The organism is Bacillus canaveralius (assembly GCF_002860125.1).
GTDB classification, from domain to species: Bacteria; Bacillota; Bacilli; order Bacillales; family Cytobacillaceae; genus Bacillus_BJ; species Bacillus_BJ canaveralius.
On the sequence record NZ_PGVA01000024.1, the window covers coordinates 25500 to 45518 of the forward strand.

Below are 20019 nucleotides of genomic sequence, written 5' to 3' on the forward strand. Positions count from 1 at the left end.
ATGAGTAGTAAATACTGGGCTTTCCAAAAAAAGCACCGCTTAACATGCATTTTATTTAAAATTGAGCAGGATTATGTAACTGAATGTTCACCTCGAACACCCGAATTTTGCCTGCCTTCATGATAAAATAAACTTAAAACAGGTCCTTGAAAGGAGAGAGAGGTATGTCCGCAATTGGTGAAAACATCAAAATGAGCCGGGAAAGGCGAAATTTAAGCCAGCAGGAGCTTGCGATGAAAGTCAGGGTGGGAACGGGAACAATTGAAAAATATGAATCAGGGGAAAAGCTTCCGGACATACAAACTATTTTAAAAATCTCTACAGCCCTTGATACACCTGCATCGGAACTTCTTGAAAAAGCCTATCAAACAAATCCTTCCGGCATCGATCATGAAATAGAACAGTTAGTAAAAGAAATTGGCACGAAAAAAGCAAAGCTGATTCTGAGGAAAGCAAAGGAATTCTCTGAGGATGATTTTCTGCGTGCTATGCAAATGCTCTATGAGATTAAACACAAAAAAGTAAACAACGACGTATAAAAAAAAGGGGGACTGGAAAGCCTGATATCGTAAGGCTTTCTAGTATTCCCCCCTTTTTTTGTTGAGGTTAACCTGAATGGTTAAGCCTCTTTTTTTTATTGCTTGAACTAACAAATCGAGTCAACAAAGCGATTGATGCGTTTCAGCGCTTCCTGGAGCTGCTCCATTGAAGAAGCATAAGAGCAGCGTACATGTCCTTCTCCACTATCCCCAAATACATTGCCCGGAACGACAGCGACCTTTTCCATTATCAGCAGCTGTTCTGCAAATTGCTCTGAAGAAAGTCCCGTTTTTTCTATTGATGGAAAAGCATAAAATGCTCCGCCTGGAACATGGCATTCAAGGCCGATTTCCGTTAGGGAGTGGACAAAGTAGTTTCGCCTGCGCCTGTAGCTTTTGCGCATTTCCTCAACATCTCCGCTGCCGTTTTTTAATGCTTCGATCGCCGCATGCTGCGCCATCGTTGGCGCACACATCATTGCATATTGATGGATTTTCAGCATCGCTGCACATATTTCTTCCGGCGCACAAACAAATCCGAGCCGCCAACCGGTCATCGCAAACCCCTTCGAAAAACCGGACACAACGATTGTACGCTCCTGCATGTGACTGATCGCAGCCATCGAGGCATATTTTTCATCATAAACAAGCTCAGCATAAATTTCATCGGACAAAACGAGCAAATCATACTTCTCCGCAATAGCGGCAATTCCTTCAAGCTCACTTTTGCTTAACAGGGTTCCCGTCGGGTTATTTGGGGAGCAGAGCATGATGATTTTCGTTCTTTCAGTGACAGCCTCTTCCAACTGGGAAGGCTGGATTTTGAAATCATTTTCCTTTAATGACTGGACATGGACAGGAACTCCTCCAGCCATTGTCACCAGAGGCGCATAGGAAACAAAACACGGTTCAATCACGATCGCTTCATCACCGGGATCGAGCACCGCCCGCAGCGCAATATCAAGCGCCTGACTTGCACCGACTGTCACAATAATTTCTGAATCGGGAGCATAGCGAACTTCAAATTGTTTTTCCATATAATAACTAATCTCTTCGCGAAGCTCCAATAACCCGGCATTGGCCGTATAGGAGGTATATCCTTGTTCAAGCGAAAGAATCGCTGCTTCTCTTACAGACCATGAAGTTACAAAATCCGGCTCGCCAACCCCAAGAGAAATGACTCCTTCCATGCCGGCAGCAAGATCAAAAAAACGGCGGATTCCGGAAGGCTTTAACTGGCCAACGGTTTTTGATACATATGCAGTCTTTTGCTTCATCAAGGGGACACCACGATGCGCTTATCTTCATCTTGTTGTTCAAATACCGTGCCGTCATGCTTATATTTCTTCAATATAAAGTGCGTCGTCGTCGAAATCACGGATTCCAAAGTTGATAGTTTTTCCGAAACAAATCTGGCCACTTCATTCATCGACCTGCCTTCGACAATCACAGACAGATCATATGCACCCGACATCAAATAAACAGATTTCACCTCTTTAAAGCGATAAATCCTCTCGGCTACGCCGTCAAATCCCACTCCCCGCTTCGGTGTTACCTTTACATCAATCATCGCTGTTACACCTTCATGTCCCTCAACCTTCGACCAGTCGATCATAGACGCATAGCGGACAATGATCTTTGCTTCTTCTAATTTAGCAAGAATGTCTTCTGCTTCGCCTGCTTTTAAACCAACCATTTTTTCAAGGTCAGCAATCGGTATTCTCGCATCCTTTTCCAATATTTCAACAATCTCTAATTCCTTATCGGTTAAATGCATCGAATCCATCCCTCAATTCTGCTTTATAAAATATGTTCATTATAGCAAAATTTTCGATCAAAATAGATTCCTTTTATTTATTTTTTTTATGTGCCTTTTAAAAAATAATACTGTCATTATTTTAGAAAATGATAATCTTTTATGTGTATAGTGGAAAAGCTAAGGGAAATTAACGGTAAAAAGATTTTCAAGGAGAAGATTAAAATGGTCCCAACTGCTGCAGCCGAAACAAAAAGAATCAACGGGAATGACGTTTATTATGAGTATTACCTAAATACACAGTCTTGTGAAACCATTGTGCTGCTGCATGGGTTTCTTTCTTCGAGTTTCAGCTTCCGCAGATTAGTTCCGCTGCTGAAGAATGATTACAGCGTAATCTCGATAGATTTCCCCCCGTTTGGAAAAAGCGGTAAGTCGCGTAACTTTCATTACTCGTATCAAAATATCGCCCGCACGATCATCGGCCTGCTGGAGTCGCTTAACATCAATAACTTCAACATTATTGGCCACTCAATGGGCGGACAAATCACGTTAAATATGCTTCACTACCGTCCAGATCTTGCGGACAAAGCGGTTTTGCTATGCAGTTCCGGTTATCTCAGCCCTTCAAAAATACCGCTCGTCTTTTCCAGCTATCTTCCGTTTTTCCATGTATTTGTGAAGCGGCGCCTTGAAAAATCGGGGCTGAGGACCAACTTGGAGAATGTCGTCCACAACCGATCGCTGATTGATGAGGAGATGGAGAACGGCTATCTTCAGCCTTTCCTGGACGAAAATATTTTCAAAGCATTAACAAGAATGATCCGTGACCGCGAAGGCGATTTACCATCCAATGTGCTTAGGGAAATTGAAACTCCGTGCCTTTTGATCTGGGGTGAGCATGACAAGGTTGTTCCGCTCCGCGTCGGCAGGAAATTGCATAAAGATTTACAGCATTCCAAGCTCGTCGTCTTGAAAGATACCGGACATCTTGTTCCTGAAGAAAGACCCGCTGAGGTTTACCACTATATTAAGAAGTTTCTTACCGGGTGAAAAAGGCTCGTTTCACATGCAAAAGGGCCGGCCGGTGTTGTATCCGGTCAGCCCTTTCGCCGCTATACTGAGCAAGATCCCTGACCCTTAATTTCCAGCAAAGCGACGGCAATTTTTCTGCAGTCGTCCAGTTGAATGATCTGTTCGAATGAAAATTCGTATATGCTCTGAATTTTTCTGGCAAGCTTGTTGGCATCATCTTCGTCATGCACGGCCTGGACTACATCGGCAATCTCCGTGTCATATCCGCCCTCACCGCAATGAAAAGGATCCCAGCTGTTTAAAACATCGACAAGACGTAAATTTATTTGTTGGGTTTGCATATAATCACCTATTATTTTAACTTTTGACGTTCATATCTTATCATATTAGTATCAGTAGATAAAAACATGATAGAGGGTGAAAAGATGGCAGGCTATGATTTTCATGAAAAAATCGATCGCGTTAACACTGCGTCTGTAAAATGGGGAATGACAAAGGAAGTTTTTGGTTCGGATGATCTTTTGCCGATGTGGGTCGCCGATATGGACTTCCGCCCGCCCGAAGAGGTCCAGAAAGCGCTGGCGAAACGAATTGAACATGGCATCTACGGCTACACATATGTGCCGCCTTCTGTTTCCAAAGCGATCCAAAGCTGGCTCTACAAACGGCACGATTGGCAAATAAACCGATCATGGCTTTTATATGCTTCCGGAGTTGTTCCGGCAATCAGCACAGCCATTCAAGCATTTACGGTTCCCGGTGATAAAGTGATGCTTCAATCACCAGTATACTATCCGTTTTTTGAAATGGTCGAAAAAAATGACCGCATTGTTGTCAACTCTCCTCTTCAACTCACAGGCTCGCAATACGAGATCAATTTTACTGATTTTGAAGAATGCCTAAAACAGGGCGTAAAGCTATTCCTGTTATGCAGCCCGCACAACCCGGGTGGGCGAGTTTGGAATGAAGAAGAACTGACAGAGATCGGCAGACTATGTGTCAAATACGACTGCCTCATTCTTTCTGATGAAATTCATTCCGATTTGGTTTTCTCACCCTATCGCCATATTCCGATTGCATCCTTTGAACCGTTCAGCAGCCATGTCATCACTTGTATCGCCCCTTCAAAAACGTTTAACTTAGCAGGATTGCAAGCAGCGGCCCTGATCATTAAAAATGAGAAACTGAGAGAGCAATTTCGGGAAGCCCAGCAGCGCCAAGGATTTTTCAGTTTAAACACATTTGGAACACTAGCTATGGAAGCCGCTTTCCGCTACGGTGAACCATGGCTTGATAGTTTGCTTGACTATTTGCAGGGAAATGTTGGAATCGCCAAAAAGTATTTTCAGGAACACCTGCCCCGGTTCCGATTAATTGAGCCTGAATCAACATACCTATTATGGATTGATTGCCGTCCGCTTGGGCTAACAGATGAACAATTACAAGATCGGCTTTTGGAAAAGGGCAAACTTGCCCTTGAACCAGGCAGCAAGTTTCGCCAGGGCGGGGAAGGGTTTGTCCGGATGAACATCGGCTGCCAGCGCGAAGTTCTGATCGAAGGATTGGAGCGGTTTACGAAAGCATTTGCATAATTTAAAACACCCAAAGCTATTAGCGGCTTTGGGTGTTTTAATTGTATTATGAAGCTTTTTCACCAGCTTGGACTTGCTTATCTTTTGATAAAAACCAACCGCCAACCGCAATTAAAATTAAGACAACGTAAAAGCTGATTTTCCATTCGGAAGATTTCGCAAATGCTTCGGGCAGGACACTCAGTGCCGGATGGGACAGAGTATAAACGGCAAGCTTGACCCCGACCCAGCCGACGATCATAAATGCAGCGATTTCCAGCCCCGGCCTGCGCTGCAACAGTGTTACAAAATAATTGGCTGCGAAGCGCATGATGATTAGACCTATTAAACCTCCAGCGAAAATGACGAGGAATTTCCCGCCGTCAAGTCCTCCAATCTGTGGGAGTGGCGTGTTCGGAAGCGTCACAGCCAGCGCAACAGCGGCTAAAATCGAATCGACCGCAAATGCAATATCCGCCAATTCAACTTTAAAAACGGTCGCCCAGAAGCTTGATCCCTTCTTTTCCTCTTTTTTCACTTCAGTTCTGTCCTTATTTATGACGAACTTACGGACAATATGGTTAATGGCAATAAAGAGAAGGTAAAGAGCTCCGATTGCCTGTACTTGCCATACGTCGACAAGGAAGGAAATGATAAACAGTGACCCGAAGCGGAAAATAAAAGCTCCGAAAAGACCATAGAAGAGCGCTTTTTTCCTCTCCTCCTCAGGAAGGTGTTTCACCATAATAGCCAAAACCAATGCATTGTCAGCAGCCAGAAGTCCTTCAAGTGCAATTAGGACAAGTAATACCCAGCCGTATTCCAGTAAAATTGATACATCCATGAAAAAATTCCTCCTTGAATTTTATTATTTGCTGGCAGTCAAATAGATTTTTCCCACCGGCCTTGCAGATACAAAAAGGCAATCTCATATGTCGGGTTAACAACAGGTGAACATAATAATGAATTACCCCATACCAAGAAAACAAAGCATAGTTGTAGTCCCGGGCAATGAAAAAAGGCCTTTACTCATGTAAAGGCCCGAAACATACAAAAAGACCTTTACACATGTCTGTAAAGGTCTTGCTAACAACGGTAAGGTTGCCAATAAAGCCGGAGATATGTATCCCGAAATGACGACTTTATTGTCCAGCTACTCCCCTTTAAAAAGGATTATTGAATTAATATAAATATAAAGGAAACTGTTCTGAAAAGTCAAGTCAATTCCGATAATCTGGTTGATTTTTAGAAAATTAGCTCTATGAGCACCAACCCATCTATCATCTTATACAGCTAAATTATTTTGGTGTTGCAGTTAATTGATCAGGAACATCTGAAAAAAGACGCAGAGCCATGTTAACGGTCTTTGTTTCGTTGGTTTTGTTCGTTTATTCTTTTTTCAAGCTCCTCCGTTTTGCGGGCTTCCCGTTTGGAAACATTTATGATGAATCTCATCGTTAAAATGGCCGCAATCAAGAAGACGACAAGCGTAATAGCCGAGGGGATATATTCAGATTTATCTTCAGGAAAATATAAAAAGAGGGAAAGCACATACCATTGCATCGTCTGTTTCTTCCTTTCTGCCGGGGCAGGGTTCCATTCATCTATTATAACGCGAACGGCCGGGGCCGGTCTTTTTGACAAAATCCAGCGGGAGACCCCTGATATCACGTTGAATCCCGTTCCCGAAAATTAAACAACTGCGGATTCAGGTTATTATGATACCATATGAATAAGCTATTTACACTTTCAGAGATTTAATCCAAGGAGGAGAGCAGTCGTGGAATTACAAATTGGCGATAAGGTAACAGCCCATTATAAGACGGGAAAATATGCAGGGGAGATTACTGATGTTCGGCCCGCGCATTACTTAGTGAGAGTCCTTGCTGTTTTAAAGCATCCGAAGCAGGGTGATTTACATAGCCCGAATGAAGCTGAAGGAGTTTTCTTCCACGAAAGACGTGCGCTTGCCCACCGGGAACAAGCAAACATTACGAAGCAAATGGTCAAGCCTTTTGCCGATGACATGCCCGACTATGATGAATCGTTGCGGGCGGCAATCGCGAAAATGAAGGAAGAACTGGCCAATGACAGTTCCAAATGGACCGAACTGAGCTTAAGAAATCTTGAATCATTAGAAAAAGATTATTTTAAATGAACATCCTCGTCTGTGTCATCATGCATGCTCATTAACTAAAAAGCCAAATCTCCAATTACAGGGGATTTGGCTTTTTAGGCGAACTTATTTAACAGCTTGGAAAAATCAACGCGATCACCGATCGTCGTGGGAGTTGGCTTCTGTAAATATTGCTTATCCTTTTCGACCAAACGGAAAATGCTGTAAGTGGTCATGGCGTCATCTAAAGCGCGATGGTGTTTGCCTGTCCCTTCCTTTCCGTACTCCTGGACTGCCTTCCATAAACCCGTCTGGTTTTGGTCTCCAAAGAATTGTTTGTATTCCATCGATAAGTCGATTTCCTTCCCGGAAAAAGGAAATGGCAACCCGGCCTTTGCACAATTTTGGCGAAGTACCCTCATATCCATATTTCCCCATGTGACAACCGTGCTTGAAGCTCCCCGATCCAAATGCTCCAATTTTTTAATCAGTTCATAAAAAGAAACTCCCTGATTCACCTGTGCCTGTGAAATATGTAAAAACGATTTGCAGCGGTCTGTTAATTTGGGGAAGCGCAACGGGATAACAAATGAAGAAAATTTCTCGAAAATATTCTCTTCTTCTACGATGACGATACCCGCTTCAATAATTTCCGGGTAAAACCCTGTTAACTTGCCTTTTCGATCTGGCATTGTAAACTCAAAATCAATAAATAAATACCGGTGCTTCTCCTTCACTTATTCACCTGCTTTCCCCTTGTGAATCAACCAATTCCGTGAATTAAAGTTCGATACAGCGATTGTTTTAAATTATTATATCATGTTCAATTTTAAATTTTTAAATTTTCTGCATTATTTTTCCCTATTTTTTTTTTGCAGACTTTCAATTAAAGGATTTTTTTATTAAAATTAATATTTAGATAGACGAAATAATTTTATTAACAATATCCAGAAATTCACTGTGGATAAATTCCAACAAGAAGGTGTTTATAATTCAGTTACAACGAAGAAACCTGATGATTATGTGGTTTGCGAATTTTTTAGTCGCTGCAAGTGCCACGATGATCTTGCCTTTTTTATCCCTATATATTGAAACAATGGGAGCATTTAGTGATGATTATGTACAGCGTTGGTCCGGATTCGTCTTCGGTATTACATTTTTAGCTGCGTTTTTCATTTCTCCATTATGGGGACGGTTTGGAGACAAGCACGGGTACAAACCAATCCTGATCATTACTGGCTTTGGAATTGCTTCGTGCATTTTTTTAATGGGCCTGGTTGATTCTGTGCAGGGATTATTTATCCTGCGGCTTGCGATGGGGGTTGTCACCGGGTTTATCCCGACATCACTAGCACTCATTTCATCGCAAACAAGAAAGGAAGTTGCCGGGAAAACGTTGGGAACCTTACAAATGGGGACTGTATCCGGAAGCTTGTTGGGACCGCTGATCGGTGGAATGATGGCCGATATATTCGGGTTTCAATATACGTTTTTGATTACTTCGTTTGTAATCGCTCTGGCCACGGTGTTAGTTGCAGTAGGTATAAAGGAGAAACGGCGTGAAAAAGCGGCAGATTATGGAAAGTCGTTTTCACGGAAGGATGTTGTAAGCCATATTTTTCATAACCGGGTATTGCTTACAATTATGATTTTGTCTTTGCTTGTCAACACAGCCAACTTTAGTATCCAACCGTTGCTTGCCCTTTACGTCAATCAATTAAATCATTCTAGCAATATCGCTTTTCTGGCCGGGCTGGCATTCTCGGCAACCGGCTTTGGAAACCTGCTTTTCACACGAAGCTGGGGAAAGCTTGGTGATTCAGCTGGACATGACCGGGTTTTAATGATCCTGCTCGTCCTCTCAGCCCTGCTGTTTATACCTCAGGGGCTTGTCGAGTCCTTATGGCAGCTTATCTTGTGTAGATTTTTATTTGGCGTCGCGATCGGTGGGGTGATTCCATGCATCACCGCTTACATCCGCCAGATGGCACCACTTGCAATGCAAGGAGAAATCCTTGGTTATAATGTTTCGTTTCAATTTATGGGGAACGTAATAGGGCCGGCAATGGGTGGATTGCTCTCCGGATTATTTGGCATTTCTACCGTCTTTTTTGTAACAAGTGCTTTATTCGTTGCTGCTTTTGGCTTATTATGGTGGAGTGTTAGAAAATCAGGAGAGCTGGCCCAGTCCTCTTCCTGAATTAATAGTTTACAGAAAAGCTAAGATCATTTTAATTGCGGCTATAGATATTCTTATATTTTAGAAGGAACGGGATAACAATTTGCGGACATTAAGCGGCTACTTCATCATTTCGATTCTTTTCCCTTTATTAATTGGTACAGTCTTTTATGCGACGCAAGAAACAAAAAAGGCAAAAAGCCTGGATACGATCTTAGAAGATATACATGTTGAAGAAACAAATTTAAAGCAAAAAAGCCTGATCCTGGCCGGAAATGGCAGCATCGCAACCGAGCTTTACAATCCGGAGAACAGAGTTTTTTTGCCTTTTGAACAGATCCCGGCCTTTCTAAAAGACATATTTATTGTCAGTGAAGACCAAAATTTTTATGAACATCCAGGGTTTGATTTAACTGCAATTGGGCGGGCTTTGACGGTCAATATTAAAGAAGACGGGATCGAACAGGGTGCAAGTACGATCACCCAGCAGGTCGCCCGAAACTTATACTTAAGCCATAATAAAACCTATAACCGCAAGCTCAGCGAGATTTTATATGCATATCAACTCGAACGGACCTTCTCAAAGGATCAAATACTGGAGCTTTATATCAATGCCATTTATTTTCAAAACGGGGCATACGGAATTGAAGCAGCAGCAGGTTTTTATTTTAATAAAAACACAGCCCAGCTAACAAAGGGGGAGTTAGCTTTCCTTGCAGCGATCCCGAACAACCCCTCCTATTACGATCCTATTGAACATTTTGATCACACAAAACTGCGCCAGGAAAGACTGATTGGCCTGCTTAAACACAGCGGCCTTATCGGCGGGTCGGAGGCGGAGCAAATAAAAGGGGAGCCGATCGTTCTCCATATAAAAAAACGCGTCGACCAGTTTCCGGACTATACTGCCTATGTAGAAGATGAACTGCATAGGCTCGTCGCCCAGCAGGACGGCTACGATGCCCGATTTGCTGAAGCATCTGAACAAGAACAGGCAATTCTCGAAGAGGAACTGGCTGCAAAAGTGGACGATCTGCTGTCCTCCGGAATTATCATCCATACGGCGCTGGACGCTGGAATCCAGGAAAAAACGGTACAGGCAGTCCAGAATCATTTAGGGAATATCGATGCCCAGGGAGCAGCAGCGGTAATCCGCCATCGCGACATGGAAATTATCGCCTTATCCGGTGGTAAAAATTATCAAAAATATGATTTTCATCGCGCTTATCAGGCATACCGGCAACCAGGATCAGCCATAAAACCGTTGCTCGTCTACGCCCCATACTTTGAAAGAACAAAGGCTACTGCTTCGGAAAATGTCGATGCAGGCCGATATTGCAATAAAAATTATTGCCCGGAAAACTACGATGGCGCCACTTACGGACGGGTGCCAATCGAGCAGGCTTTTATCCATTCCTACAATACTCCGGCTGTCAGGCTGCTTGAGAAAATCGGCATTCAAGAGGGCTTTGCCGATATTGATCATTTTCATTTCAAACAAGTGGTTAGTGATGACCACGTCTTGCCTGCAGCTGTTGGTGGTTTCACGTACGGGATGACACCGCTCGAATTAACGGGCGCTTATACAGTTTTCCCAAATGGCGGCCAATATCGGACTCCAAGAACGATTCGAAAGATTACCGATCGAAACGGAAAAATCCTTTATGCCTGGAATGACCAGCCCGTACAGATTTGGAGTCAACAAACGATTGAAACGGTTGATCAGCTTTTGCAAAAAACGCTGTCCTCCGGCACCGCACGAAAAGCGTACCTGCCAAACCGGGCAGCAGGAGGGAAAACCGGAACAACCAATCATTTTAAAGATCTTTGGTTTGTCGGCTATGCGGACGATTTAACTGCTGGAGTTTGGGTCGGCAAGGACCAGCCGGAAAGCATTGAGTCACTGCAAAACAAGGCGCCCCAGCTGATGATCTGGCGTGATATTGTTAAATAAATTAGGATTAGAAAAAGGCGGTGGGCTAATTAATCCCTTCCGCCTTTTAAACTGGCAAACTTGCGATCACACTGTTATAGATTTTAATAGACAAATAGAATACACCAGTCAACAGAGATGCCCAGACTACAACCTGAAAGAAAATCATGCCAATAATCCCCCCAGCAGACAGGTCCTGGCTTGTTTTATGGACAAAATAAATAAAATAAATGACTGTCGTAATGAGCAGGATGGCACCGATCCCGATAAAGCTGTACATGCTGGCAACAGATAATGCACTGCCAACAAAATAAATAATCGAACCGCTGCGAATCTTTTTCAAGCTGTCCCCTTCAGAATCCTTCGAAAAAAACAGCAAGGACATGCCATTTATCGTATCGGCTACCAATTTTAACGCAGCAAACACCATAAAAAACACGACAACCAATAAAATCAGCAGGGAAAGCTTTATGCCCCCTTCCGAAAAGAATTCGAGCATTCCCTTATAAATACCAATCTTTTTTAAAAAATCCAACAGCCATAATTCCACACGGATGGCCAGGGCAAGGCTGAACAAAATAATCGACATAAGCGGGAAATAGCTTGTTAAGTATGTATTTTTCATATGTTGTTGGGCTCCCGGTTTCATTTCATGTATCAAAATTTATTATGATTGAAATCCCGGCTTTGCACAACCGTATTTTTGAACACTCCGAAGGTAGACGGTCATCACCATCCCCGGCTCCGTTTAATGGATTCTTTGCATGCATGCGTTTTTAATTTAGGTTATAATTTGTTCTAAGGCAGTAATAAGAGATTAAATATTCGCATTTTTGGGTTCACTACATAGGGGATTTAGTGTTAACGTTCATTTTGCACAGGAGAAATGCTCATGAAAATTTACGATTAAGGGGGTTATGTTTTTGTCATTGCTTCATCTTGCTATTTTATCACCGCTATTGCTTGCGATAGCTATACCTTTATTATATAAGTACTTTCGGCAAATCCATACCGGCTGGTTTGTTTTACCTCTGCCTATCGTGCTCTTCATTTATTTTTTACAGTACATATCTCTGACAAGAGAAGGCTCCGCCATGATCAAGTCAATTGCATGGATTCCATCACTCGACATCAATTTTTCGACAAAAATAGACGGGCTTGGTTTGCTGTTTGCCCTGTTAATTACCGGGATCGGCTCGCTCATCGTCCTTTATTCGATCTATTATTTATCAAAGGATAAAGAAAAGCTTAATACTTTTTATGTGTATCTGCTGTTATTTATCGGGGCTATGCTCGGTGTGGTTTTATCGGACAACCTGATCGTTCTGTACGCCTTTTGGGAACTGACAAGCTTTTCTTCCTTTTTGCTGATCGGCTACTGGCACCACCGGGAAAAATCACGTTATGGTGCACAAAAATCAATGCTGATCACCGTATTTGGCGGTCTCGCCATGCTTGGCGGGTTTCTTTTGCTTTATATCATGACCGGCACCTTTAGCATTACGGAAATCATCTCTCACTCTGATCAAATCTTTACACATTCTTTATTTGTACCTGCACTGTTATGTGTCCTGTTAGGAGCATTTACAAAGTCGGCACAATTCCCCTTCCATATCTGGCTTCCTGATGCAATGGAAGCACCTACTCCTGTCAGCGCTTACCTTCATTCAGCAACGATGGTTAAGGCGGGTATTTATGTTGTTGCGAGGTTCTCGCCAATTTTCGCTGAAGACAGCTTATGGCTATCGCTTGTGGCTGGTTTTGGAATTGTTACGATGTTCTGGGGGGCTTTTTCTGCAGTAAAACAGACGGATTTGAAAGCGATTCTTGCGTTTTCAACAGTCAGCCAGCTTGGTATGATTATGTCGCTTTTGGGCGTTGGCGCTGCAGCGATCCATTTTGAAGAGATTGATAACAGCTATTTTACAGTTGCGACGACAGCTGCTGTTTTCCACCTTATTAATCACGCCACCTTTAAAGGCAGCCTCTTTATGGTCGTTGGAATTATCGACCATGAAACCGGCACACGAGATATTCGCAAGCTGGGCGGATTGATCAGCCTGATGCCAATATCGTTTACAATCGCACTGATTGGTGCCTTTTCAATGGCCGGTTTGCCGCCTTTCAATGGATTTTTAAGTAAAGAAATGTTCTTCACCGGCATGCTCGGGGTGGCGGAGATGAATATCTTAAACCTTGATACATGGAGTGCGCTGTTTCCGATTATCGCCTGGGTCGGAAGTATTTTTACTTTTGTTTACAGCATGATTATTGTGTTTAAATCGTTTACCGGAAAATATCAGCCGGAAAAACTTGATCGAAAACCGCATGAAGCTCCATTTGGGATGCTGATTCCGCCATTGGTTCTCGCCGCTCTTGTGATTATTTTCGGGATATTCCCAAATATTTTGTCAGAGACGCTGATTGCACCTGCGATGATGTCAATATTACCTGGTTTTAGCTTCGATGTTCATATTTCTTTCTGGCATGGTCCTAAACCAGAGTTGTTTATGACATTGGGAGTCGCTGTAATAGGAACAATTCTTTATCTGACCCTGGCAAAATGGCGTGGAGTGTATGGCTTGCTTCCTGAAAAGCTTGCGTTAAACAGGTTTTATGATGAAGGGCTTGAAAAAGCGCAATACGGTTCCTTCCGGTTAACGAGTACATATATGAACGGCTTTATCCATACGTATTTAGTGTATATTTTCACCTTTTTCATCGTCATATTGGGGACGACGCTGTTTGTAAAGGATGCGCTGTCGATAGACACCGCTAATGTAGCACCTGTTCGTTTTTATGAGGTGATTTTGGCCCTGATCGTAGCTGTTTCAGCAATTTCGATTCTTTTCGCCAAATCGCGCCTGACTTCAATCATTTTACTCGGGGCTGTTGGATACACAGTCGCTTTGCTGTTTGTTGTTTTCCGCGCACCTGACCTTGCTTTAACTCAGCTTGTTATTGAAACCGTCTCTGTAGCGTTGTTCCTGCTTTGCTTCTACCATTTACCTGAAATCAGCCGAAGTGAAGAACGGATTCGCTTTAGAATGACGAATGCGGTCATCTCAATTGGAATAGGAGCAATTGTCACACTGATTGCTTTATCTGCCCACAGCACAAAACTGTTTGATTCGATTGCGCACTACTATGTTGAAAACACCTATGAAGAAGCTGCCGGAAAAAATATGGTGAACGTTATTCTTGTTGACTTCCGGGGCTTTGATACGATGTTTGAAATAACCGTATTGGGCATTGCGGCACTAGGGATCTTTACCATGATTAAGCTTAGGCTGGCAAGGAGGAAAGAGGGATGAAAACAAATGATATCATTTTACAGACTGTCACAAAAATAACCGTTTTTATTATTATTCTTTTTTCCATCCATTTGTTTTTCGCCGGCCACTATTATCCAGGAGGCGGATTTGTCGGCGGATTAATGACTTCGGGCGCCATCGTTTTATTGCTGCTGGCGTTTGACATGAAAACGGTAGCCAATGTACTGCCGATTGATTATAAGCATTTAATCGGCATCGGGCTTTTTTTCGCTATCGGTACCGGGTTAGGCGGGCTTATATTTGATGCTCCGTTCCTGACACATGCATTTACGGATGTAAATTTGCCGCTTTTAGGCGAAACCTCACTGCATACAGCCGTTTTATTCGATACTGGCGTGTTTCTTGTTGTTATCGGTGTAACGATGACCATTATTCAAACGATAGGGGAGGACGAATAATGGAGATTTTAATGGCTTTTGTTATCGGCATTTTATTTATGGCTGCGACGTATTTAATGCTGTCAAAAAGTCTGCTCCGCATCATAATCGGAACGGGATTATTAAGCCATGGTGCCCATCTTTTACTTTTAACTATGGGCGGTCTTAAGCGTGGTGCTGCACCGCTGTTGGGTGAACATGCTAAGGCTTACACTGACCCAATTCCACAGGCGCTTATTTTGACGGCGATTGTGATCAGCTTTGGAGTTACCGCCTTTTTTCTTGTTCTTGCTTACCGGGCTTACCAGGAGCTGGGAACGGATAATATGGAGCGCTTGAGAGGAACGGAAAGAAATGAATAATTTGATTATCCTGCCGATATTGATCCCTTTAATATCAGGGGTCTTTCTAATCTTTTTCAGTAAAAACATCCGCATCCAGCGATGGGTGTCTGCCCTATCTTCACTTGTGACTATGATTCTTGCTGTTATGCTGGTCCATCAAGTTAAATCAGAGGGTATCCAGACGATGAATGTGAGCAACTGGGAAGCGCCGTTTGGAATCACACTCGTTTCAGATATGCTTTCCGCCTTGCTTGTATTAACGACAAGCATCATTGGGTTGACGTGCATTATCTACTCGTTTCGCTCGATTGGAGAAGACCGCGAAAGGTTTTATTACTATCCGGTTGTTTTCTTCTTAATCGTCGGTGTCAACGGGGCGTTTACGACTGGCGATATTTTTAACCTGTTTGTGTTCTTTGAAGTGATGCTGATGTCATCCTACGTTTTAATTGTCCATGGCGGTACAAAGATACAGCTTCGGGAATCAATTAAATATATTCTTGTGAATGTTATTTCTTCCGCGCTCTTTGTTATTACTGTCGGTTTTCTGTATTCCGTTGTCGGAACTCTGAACATGGCTCATATTTCACAACGGATCAATGAAGTGGACGAGTCCGGAATATTAACCGTTATTTCGATCCTGTTCTTGATTGTATTCGGGTTAAAAGGTGCCATTTTCCCGCTTTACTTTTGGCTCCCGGGCTCCTATTATGCTCCCCCTGCAGCAATAACGGCGTTGTTTGGTGCATTGCTTACCAAAGTCGGTGTCTATTCGATCATGCGGACACATACATTATTTTTCAGCCATGATACTGGCTATACACAGCAAATTTTAAGTGTTCTTGCGGTCATGACGATTATTTTTGGAGTAATTGGCGCGATTGCGTATTGGGATTTCAACAAGATTATTATTTACAATATTATCGTTGCGGTCGGGATCATTTTATTTGGATTGTCAACAATGACTCCAACTGCTTTAGCAGGGTCAATTTTTTATCTTATCCACGATATGATTATCAAAGCAGCACTGTTTTTCCTCGCAGGTATTGTGATAACCATTACAGGGACAAGCAACCTGCGCGGCTTTAGCGGTTTAATAAAACCGTATCCCGGTGTCGGCTGGACCTTTTTCCTGGCTGCCCTTGCACTGGCAGGAATTCCGCCACTGAGCGGTTTTGCGGGGAAACTGTTAATTGTCCAGGGAGGGTTTGAAGGAGGGCAATTCTGGGGAGCAGGTATCGTCCTAATGTCCAGCCTGCTTGTACTGTTTTCCGTTATGAAAATATTTATACATGGTTTCTGGGGGAGTGCCGATACTTTTAAAGGTGATGATAAAGTGCCGGTTAGAGCCCTTATGATCGCTCCAATTGTATTGGTTGCGCTATCTGTTTTATATGGAATCGGCTCAGAGTTTGTGATGCCTTACATTATCGAGGCTGCAGAAACATTATCCGATCCGTCCATTTACATTGAAGCTGTTTTAAAGGAGTAATGGACTATGGCATTTCAAATCTTATTAAACTTTCTATTAGCGTTCACATGGATGTTTATCAAAGTCTCGTTTGACCAGGTCACCTTTTTTGTTGGCTATTTTTTCGGGCTCCTGATTATTTTTGCCTTTAGACGGTTTTTCAGCTCCCGTTTTTATTTGCACCGAGTGAATGCAGTTATAGCGCTGTTGCTTATTTTTATTAAAGAACTGGTGCTATCCAACATCGCCGTTTTAAAGGTCGTGTTAAAACCGAAGCTCGACATGAAGCCAGGCATTTTTGCACTGCCTACCGTACTCGAAAAAGATTGGGAGATTACCGTGCTGGCCAATCTCATCACATTAACGCCCGGAACGCTTGTCGTTGATATTTCACCGGACAACAAAATTCTTTATGTTCATGCCATGGATATTGACGATGTTGACGACGCAATCAGCAGCATTAAAAACACGTTTGAAAAAGCAATCATGGAGGTGAGCCGCTAATGTTTCATTTCATTATACAATTATCGCTCGTTTGTATTTCACTCTCGATGCTCGGCCTCATTTATCGTGTCATTAAGGGCCCCAGCGTCCCTGACAGGGTTGTCGCACTCGATGCAATTGGAATCAATCTTGTTGCGATTATCGCGCTCGTATCCATTCTCCTGAGGACAAATGCATTCCTCGAAGTTATTTTATTAATTGGGATTCTCGCCTTTATTGGAACCGTTGCCTTTTCGAAATATATTGAAAAGGGGGTAATTATTGAAAGTGATCGAGATCTTTAGATTTATAAGCGGAGCGTTAATTCTTATTGGGGCGTTTTTAAGCCTTGTAGCAGCTTTTGGAGTCATCCGCCTGCCAGACGTCTATACACGGAACCATGCGGCTTCAAAAAGCGCCACGCTTGGGGTAATGTCTATCCTGCTAGGTACGTTCGTCCATTTTTTTATGGAACAGGACCACTTCAACTCGCGAATCATCCTCGGGATTGTGTTTATTTTCATAACATCTCCGGTCGCCGGGCATCTGATCAGCCGGGCTGCTTATAACTCTGGTGTTAAACTGTGGGAGAAAAGCGTTCAGGATGATTTAGAAGAGGCGGTTTGGAGACGCAATAACCGTGTCAGACAAAGAGACAATTAGAACTCTGCAGCCATTAAGTGGATAATGGCTATTTTTTGAAATCATTAAAAATTCAAAAAAGGTTGACGAATTAATATTCAATGATTATGATGTACATTATACAGTTTAATAAAGCTATTCTTCTTATCAAGAGAGGTGGAGGGACTGACCCTGCGAAACCTCGGCAACCAGCATTTATTTGCCCGGTGCCAAATTCAGAGGAAATACCATTATTTCCGAAGATGAGAAGGCGGAACGTTGAATATATTCATCCACCCCCTTCTCTCTTTTCGAGTAAGGGGGTTTTTATTTTTCAATGACTAGATAAAGAGATACTGCAAAATGGTCCATGAGGAAAATAGTGTTCATTTCAATTACGGAAAGTGTGGCCGCTCCATGTTTACCTTTAAACTATAAAAACAAGGTGTAGTCCGCTTTAAAAAGGAGACGATGCTTTATGGGAAATTTTCAATTTGCTTACTGGGTACCAAATGTCAGCGGTGGGCTTGTTGTATCCAAACTGCCTCAAAGAACAGGGTGGAATTTCGAGTCAAATAAAAAATATGCGCAAATTGCAGAACAATCGGGTTATGACTACGCTTTGCTGCAAACCCGCTTTTTTGCAAGCTATGGAGCAGAAAACCAGCTGGAGGCAATCACACTTGCTTCTGCACTCGCATCAGTCACGGATAAGTTAAAATTGATTTCTGCTGTCCATCCGGGGTTATGGCATCCTGGTGTGTATGCGAAAATGCTGGCTACTCTAGATCAAATAAGCAATGGACGCGCCGCAGTCAATATTGTCAGCGGATGGTTCAAGCAGGAATTCATCGGGTATGGCGAACCTTGGCTGGAACATGATGAACGATACCGGAGAGCGGAGGAGTTTATTCAAGTGTTAAGATCGATGTGGACAGAAGAAACAACCACTTTTAAAGGAGACTTTTACCGCATAAATGAAGCCCCGCTTAAACCAAAGCCGGTGCAGGGGGCAGAACTGCCAATATTCCAGGGCGGCAATTCTTTGGCTGCCAAGCAAATGGCTGCCCGTGTTTCCGACTTTTACTTTATGAATGGGAATACACTGGAAGGCTTTAAGACCCAAATACATGAAGTAAAAGCACTTGCTGAAAAAGAAGGGCGCAACTTAAAGTTTGCGGTAAACGGCTTCGCTATCGTCAGGGATACAAAGGAAGAGGCAGTGCAACTATTACGGGATATCGTCGCCAGTGCAGATGTTGAAGCAGTTAACGGCTTTAAAGAAGCGGTTAAAGAGGCTGGGCAATCAACGAGAGATAAACAGGGAATGTGGGCGAATTCCACGTTCGACGATCTTGTTCAATACAATGATGGATTTAAAACCGGCTTGATTGGGACAGCTGAACAGGTGGCTGATCGGATCATTGAGTTAAAGAAAATTGGCATCGATCTCATTTTAACCGGGCATTTCCACTACGAAGAAGATTTGCAGCGCTTTGGCGAAGAAGTCATTCCTCTTGTTAAGAAAAAAGAGCAATTATTAGAAAAAGAGGGAACTGCAGCTTCATTTTCATAAGACTATTCATGTAGCTAAACCTTTAAAAAGCCATTCTGGTTGAGTGACTGGAAGAAGGAAGCTTGATTGCTCCCTTCTTCTTAAAAATTTATGATGTTATTTTCTTTTTAGCACCGCCATTGTGCATCTTGAAACACAGATCAGCTTTTCCTGTTCATCAACAATTTTAATATCCCATACCATCGTCGTTTTTCCCTGATGCAGTACTGTGGCTCTTGCTGTAACAACTCCATCCGTTTTGCCGCGGACATGATTGGCGTTAATTTCCAGTCCTGCAACAGCTTCTGTTTCTTTGTCGACCAGCTCATACGCACCTATACTTGCAACGGTCTCCGCAAGGGCTACAGAAGCTCCTCCATGCAGAAGGCCAAAAGGCTGCCTCGTTCTTTCATTAACCGGCATTGTCGCAGTTACCTTCCCCTTTTCGAGTTCAGTGATCTCAATCCCGAGTGTGCTGATAAACGTCTTTTCAATGTTCAAACCGATTCCCCCTTAATATGATAACATCGTTATTATAACGGGCCTGGATGTAATTGTCGTGTATAGTCATGGTTATAGAAGTTTGAAATTGCCCGCTTTTTAACTTTCAAATATATCGTCATTTCAGCCGCTTTATCGTCAACTTTTCTAATATATCATTAACTTCAGCCGCTTTATCGTCAACTTTTCTTATATGTCATCAA

The 20019-nt window shown here is 42.8% G+C and carries 22 protein-coding genes and 1 riboswitch; of the genes, 14 read left to right on the forward strand and 8 right to left on the reverse strand.

Features of this window, described 5'->3' with window-relative positions:
- Positions 1-164 precede the first annotated feature (164 nt).
- On the forward strand, positions 165-539 hold the full coding sequence (locus CU635_RS10030; protein ID WP_101577232.1) for a helix-turn-helix domain-containing protein: 375 nt from the start codon (positions 165-167) through the stop codon (positions 537-539).
- 107 nt (positions 540-646) lie between these two features.
- Here CU635_RS10030 and CU635_RS10035 read toward each other — a convergent pair whose 3' ends face one another.
- Both CU635_RS10035 and CU635_RS10040 read right to left on the reverse strand, forming a co-directional pair.
- A complete protein-coding gene (locus tag CU635_RS10035; protein ID WP_101577233.1) occupies positions 647-1816 on the reverse strand; it encodes an aminotransferase in 1170 nt (389 codons plus the stop codon).
- On the reverse strand, positions 1816-2316 hold the full coding sequence (locus CU635_RS10040) for an Lrp/AsnC family transcriptional regulator (protein ID WP_101577455.1): 501 nt from the start codon (positions 2314-2316) through the stop codon (positions 1816-1818). Before CU635_RS10040 ends, CU635_RS10035 begins: the two co-directional genes overlap by 1 nt.
- Positions 2317-2520: 204 nt before the next feature.
- Here CU635_RS10040 and CU635_RS10045 point away from each other — a divergent pair, with 204 nt between their 5' ends.
- Complete coding sequence (locus CU635_RS10045) at positions 2521-3348, forward strand: alpha/beta fold hydrolase (RefSeq protein WP_101577234.1); 828 nt, start codon at positions 2521-2523, stop codon at positions 3346-3348.
- A gap of 62 nt (positions 3349-3410) precedes the next feature.
- Here CU635_RS10045 and CU635_RS10050 read toward each other — a convergent pair whose 3' ends face one another.
- Positions 3411-3671, reverse strand: coding sequence for a DUF1871 family protein (locus tag CU635_RS10050; protein WP_101577235.1), 261 nt, complete (start codon positions 3669-3671; stop codon positions 3411-3413).
- 84 nt (positions 3672-3755) lie between these two features.
- On the opposite strand from CU635_RS10050, the gene CU635_RS10055 reads away from it, so the two are divergent.
- Positions 3756-4922 (forward strand): MalY/PatB family protein, encoded by a 1167-nt coding sequence (locus tag CU635_RS10055; protein WP_101577236.1) that lies wholly within the window; start codon positions 3756-3758, stop codon positions 4920-4922.
- A 46-nt stretch (positions 4923-4968) separates the two neighbouring features.
- Here CU635_RS10055 and CU635_RS10060 read toward each other — a convergent pair whose 3' ends face one another.
- Positions 4969-5745, reverse strand: a complete 777-nt coding sequence (locus CU635_RS10060) for a TerC family protein (RefSeq protein ID WP_101577237.1) — start codon at positions 5743-5745, stop codon at positions 4969-4971.
- Positions 5746-6257: 512 nt separating this feature from the next.
- A complete protein-coding gene (locus CU635_RS10065) occupies positions 6258-6464 on the reverse strand; it encodes a hypothetical protein (RefSeq protein ID WP_101577456.1) in 207 nt (68 codons plus the stop codon).
- Positions 6465-6681: 217 nt separating this feature from the next.
- Here CU635_RS10065 and kapB point away from each other — a divergent pair, with 217 nt between their 5' ends.
- Entirely contained in the window at positions 6682-7059 is a 378-nt protein-coding gene (kapB, locus tag CU635_RS10070) for a kinase-associated lipoprotein KapB (RefSeq protein WP_180956527.1), read from the forward strand.
- Positions 7060-7133: 74 nt separating this feature from the next.
- On the opposite strand, the gene kapD is transcribed toward kapB, so the two are convergent.
- On the reverse strand, positions 7134-7754 hold the full coding sequence (gene kapD / locus CU635_RS10075; protein ID WP_101577239.1) for a 3'-5' exonuclease KapD: 621 nt from the start codon (positions 7752-7754) through the stop codon (positions 7134-7136).
- A 278-nt stretch (positions 7755-8032) separates the two neighbouring features.
- Between kapD and CU635_RS10080 the strand changes: the two genes are divergently transcribed.
- Positions 8033-9217, forward strand: a complete 1185-nt coding sequence (locus tag CU635_RS10080; protein ID WP_281258881.1) for an MFS transporter — start codon at positions 8033-8035, stop codon at positions 9215-9217.
- Positions 9218-9299: 82 nt separating this feature from the next.
- Complete coding sequence (locus CU635_RS10085) at positions 9300-11150, forward strand: transglycosylase domain-containing protein (RefSeq protein WP_101577240.1); 1851 nt, start codon at positions 9300-9302, stop codon at positions 11148-11150.
- 46 nt (positions 11151-11196) lie between these two features.
- Here CU635_RS10085 and CU635_RS10090 read toward each other — a convergent pair whose 3' ends face one another.
- Complete coding sequence (locus tag CU635_RS10090; RefSeq protein WP_101577241.1) at positions 11197-11754, reverse strand: DUF5366 family protein; 558 nt, start codon at positions 11752-11754, stop codon at positions 11197-11199.
- Between the two features lie 298 nt (positions 11755-12052).
- Between CU635_RS10090 and CU635_RS10095 the strand changes: the two genes are divergently transcribed.
- The 8 genes from CU635_RS10095 to sfnG all read left to right on the forward strand — a co-directional run bounded on the left by CU635_RS10095 (position 12053) and on the right by sfnG (position 19336).
- Positions 12053-14443 carry a Na+/H+ antiporter subunit A gene (locus CU635_RS10095; RefSeq protein ID WP_101577242.1) on the forward strand — a complete coding sequence of 797 codons (2391 nt, stop codon included), beginning with the start codon at positions 12053-12055 and terminating at the stop codon, positions 14441-14443.
- Positions 14440-14862: a Na(+)/H(+) antiporter subunit B gene (locus CU635_RS10100; RefSeq protein WP_101577243.1), complete on the forward strand. Its 423-nt coding sequence runs from the start codon at positions 14440-14442 to the stop codon at positions 14860-14862. The genes CU635_RS10095 and CU635_RS10100 overlap by 4 nt, the downstream gene beginning before the upstream one ends.
- The gene (locus tag CU635_RS10105; protein WP_101577244.1) at positions 14862-15203 is read left to right on the forward strand and encodes a Na(+)/H(+) antiporter subunit C; all 342 of its coding nucleotides are present in this window, start codon (positions 14862-14864) and stop codon (positions 15201-15203) included. Before CU635_RS10100 ends, CU635_RS10105 begins: the two co-directional genes overlap by 1 nt.
- On the forward strand, positions 15196-16677 hold the full coding sequence (locus tag CU635_RS10110) for a Na+/H+ antiporter subunit D (protein ID WP_101577245.1): 1482 nt from the start codon (positions 15196-15198) through the stop codon (positions 16675-16677). Before CU635_RS10105 ends, CU635_RS10110 begins: the two co-directional genes overlap by 8 nt.
- Before the next feature lie 6 nt (positions 16678-16683).
- On the forward strand, positions 16684-17160 hold the full coding sequence (locus CU635_RS10115; protein WP_101577246.1) for a Na+/H+ antiporter subunit E: 477 nt from the start codon (positions 16684-16686) through the stop codon (positions 17158-17160).
- Positions 17161-17207: 47 nt separating this feature from the next.
- Positions 17208-17444, forward strand: a complete 237-nt coding sequence (locus CU635_RS10120) for a Na(+)/H(+) antiporter subunit F1 (protein WP_373270874.1) — start codon at positions 17208-17210, stop codon at positions 17442-17444.
- Complete coding sequence (gene mnhG, locus CU635_RS10125; RefSeq protein ID WP_101577458.1) at positions 17428-17802, forward strand: monovalent cation/H(+) antiporter subunit G; 375 nt, start codon at positions 17428-17430, stop codon at positions 17800-17802. The genes CU635_RS10120 and mnhG overlap by 17 nt, the downstream gene beginning before the upstream one ends.
- 120 nt (positions 17803-17922) lie before the next feature.
- Positions 17923-18030, forward strand: a riboswitch (SAM riboswitch).
- Positions 18031-18238: 208 nt separating this feature from the next.
- Positions 18239-19336 (forward strand): dimethylsulfone monooxygenase SfnG, encoded by a 1098-nt coding sequence (sfnG, locus tag CU635_RS10130; protein WP_101577248.1) that lies wholly within the window; start codon positions 18239-18241, stop codon positions 19334-19336.
- 96 nt (positions 19337-19432) lie between these two features.
- Here sfnG and CU635_RS10135 read toward each other — a convergent pair whose 3' ends face one another.
- Positions 19433-19816, reverse strand: coding sequence for a hotdog fold thioesterase (locus CU635_RS10135; RefSeq protein WP_101577249.1), 384 nt, complete (start codon positions 19814-19816; stop codon positions 19433-19435).
- Between the last annotated feature and the right edge of the window lie 203 nt (positions 19817-20019).

Bases quoted from the DNA above. Each gene is read 5' to 3' on its own strand.
- CU635_RS10030 (WP_101577232.1), top strand. From the start codon at position 165: ATGTCCGCAATTGGTGAAAACATCAAAATGAGCCGGGAAAGGCGAAAT.
- CU635_RS10035 (WP_101577233.1), bottom strand. From the start codon at position 1,816: ATGAAGCAAAAGACTGCATATGTATCAAAAACCGTTGGCCAGTTAAAG.
- CU635_RS10040 (WP_101577455.1), bottom strand. From the start codon at position 2,316: ATGCATTTAACCGATAAGGAATTAGAGATTGTTGAAATATTGGAAAAG.
- CU635_RS10045 (WP_101577234.1), top strand. From the start codon at position 2,521: ATGGTCCCAACTGCTGCAGCCGAAACAAAAAGAATCAACGGGAATGAC.
- CU635_RS10050 (WP_101577235.1), bottom strand. From the start codon at position 3,671: ATGCAAACCCAACAAATAAATTTACGTCTTGTCGATGTTTTAAACAGC.
- CU635_RS10055 (WP_101577236.1), top strand. From the start codon at position 3,756: ATGGCAGGCTATGATTTTCATGAAAAAATCGATCGCGTTAACACTGCG.
- CU635_RS10060 (WP_101577237.1), bottom strand. From the start codon at position 5,745: ATGGATGTATCAATTTTACTGGAATACGGCTGGGTATTACTTGTCCTA.
- CU635_RS10065 (WP_101577456.1), bottom strand. From the start codon at position 6,464: ATGCAATGGTATGTGCTTTCCCTCTTTTTATATTTTCCTGAAGATAAA.
- CU635_RS10080 (WP_281258881.1), top strand. From the start codon at position 8,033: ATGATTATGTGGTTTGCGAATTTTTTAGTCGCTGCAAGTGCCACGATG.
- CU635_RS10090 (WP_101577241.1), bottom strand. From the start codon at position 11,754: ATGAAAAATACATACTTAACAAGCTATTTCCCGCTTATGTCGATTATT.
- CU635_RS10100 (WP_101577243.1), top strand. From the start codon at position 14,440: ATGAAAACAAATGATATCATTTTACAGACTGTCACAAAAATAACCGTT.
- CU635_RS10105 (WP_101577244.1), top strand. From the start codon at position 14,862: ATGGAGATTTTAATGGCTTTTGTTATCGGCATTTTATTTATGGCTGCG.
- CU635_RS10110 (WP_101577245.1), top strand. From the start codon at position 15,196: ATGAATAATTTGATTATCCTGCCGATATTGATCCCTTTAATATCAGGG.
- CU635_RS10115 (WP_101577246.1), top strand. From the start codon at position 16,684: ATGGCATTTCAAATCTTATTAAACTTTCTATTAGCGTTCACATGGATG.
- CU635_RS10120 (WP_373270874.1), top strand. From the start codon at position 17,208: ATGCTCGGCCTCATTTATCGTGTCATTAAGGGCCCCAGCGTCCCTGAC.
- sfnG (WP_101577248.1), top strand. From the start codon at position 18,239: ATGGGAAATTTTCAATTTGCTTACTGGGTACCAAATGTCAGCGGTGGG.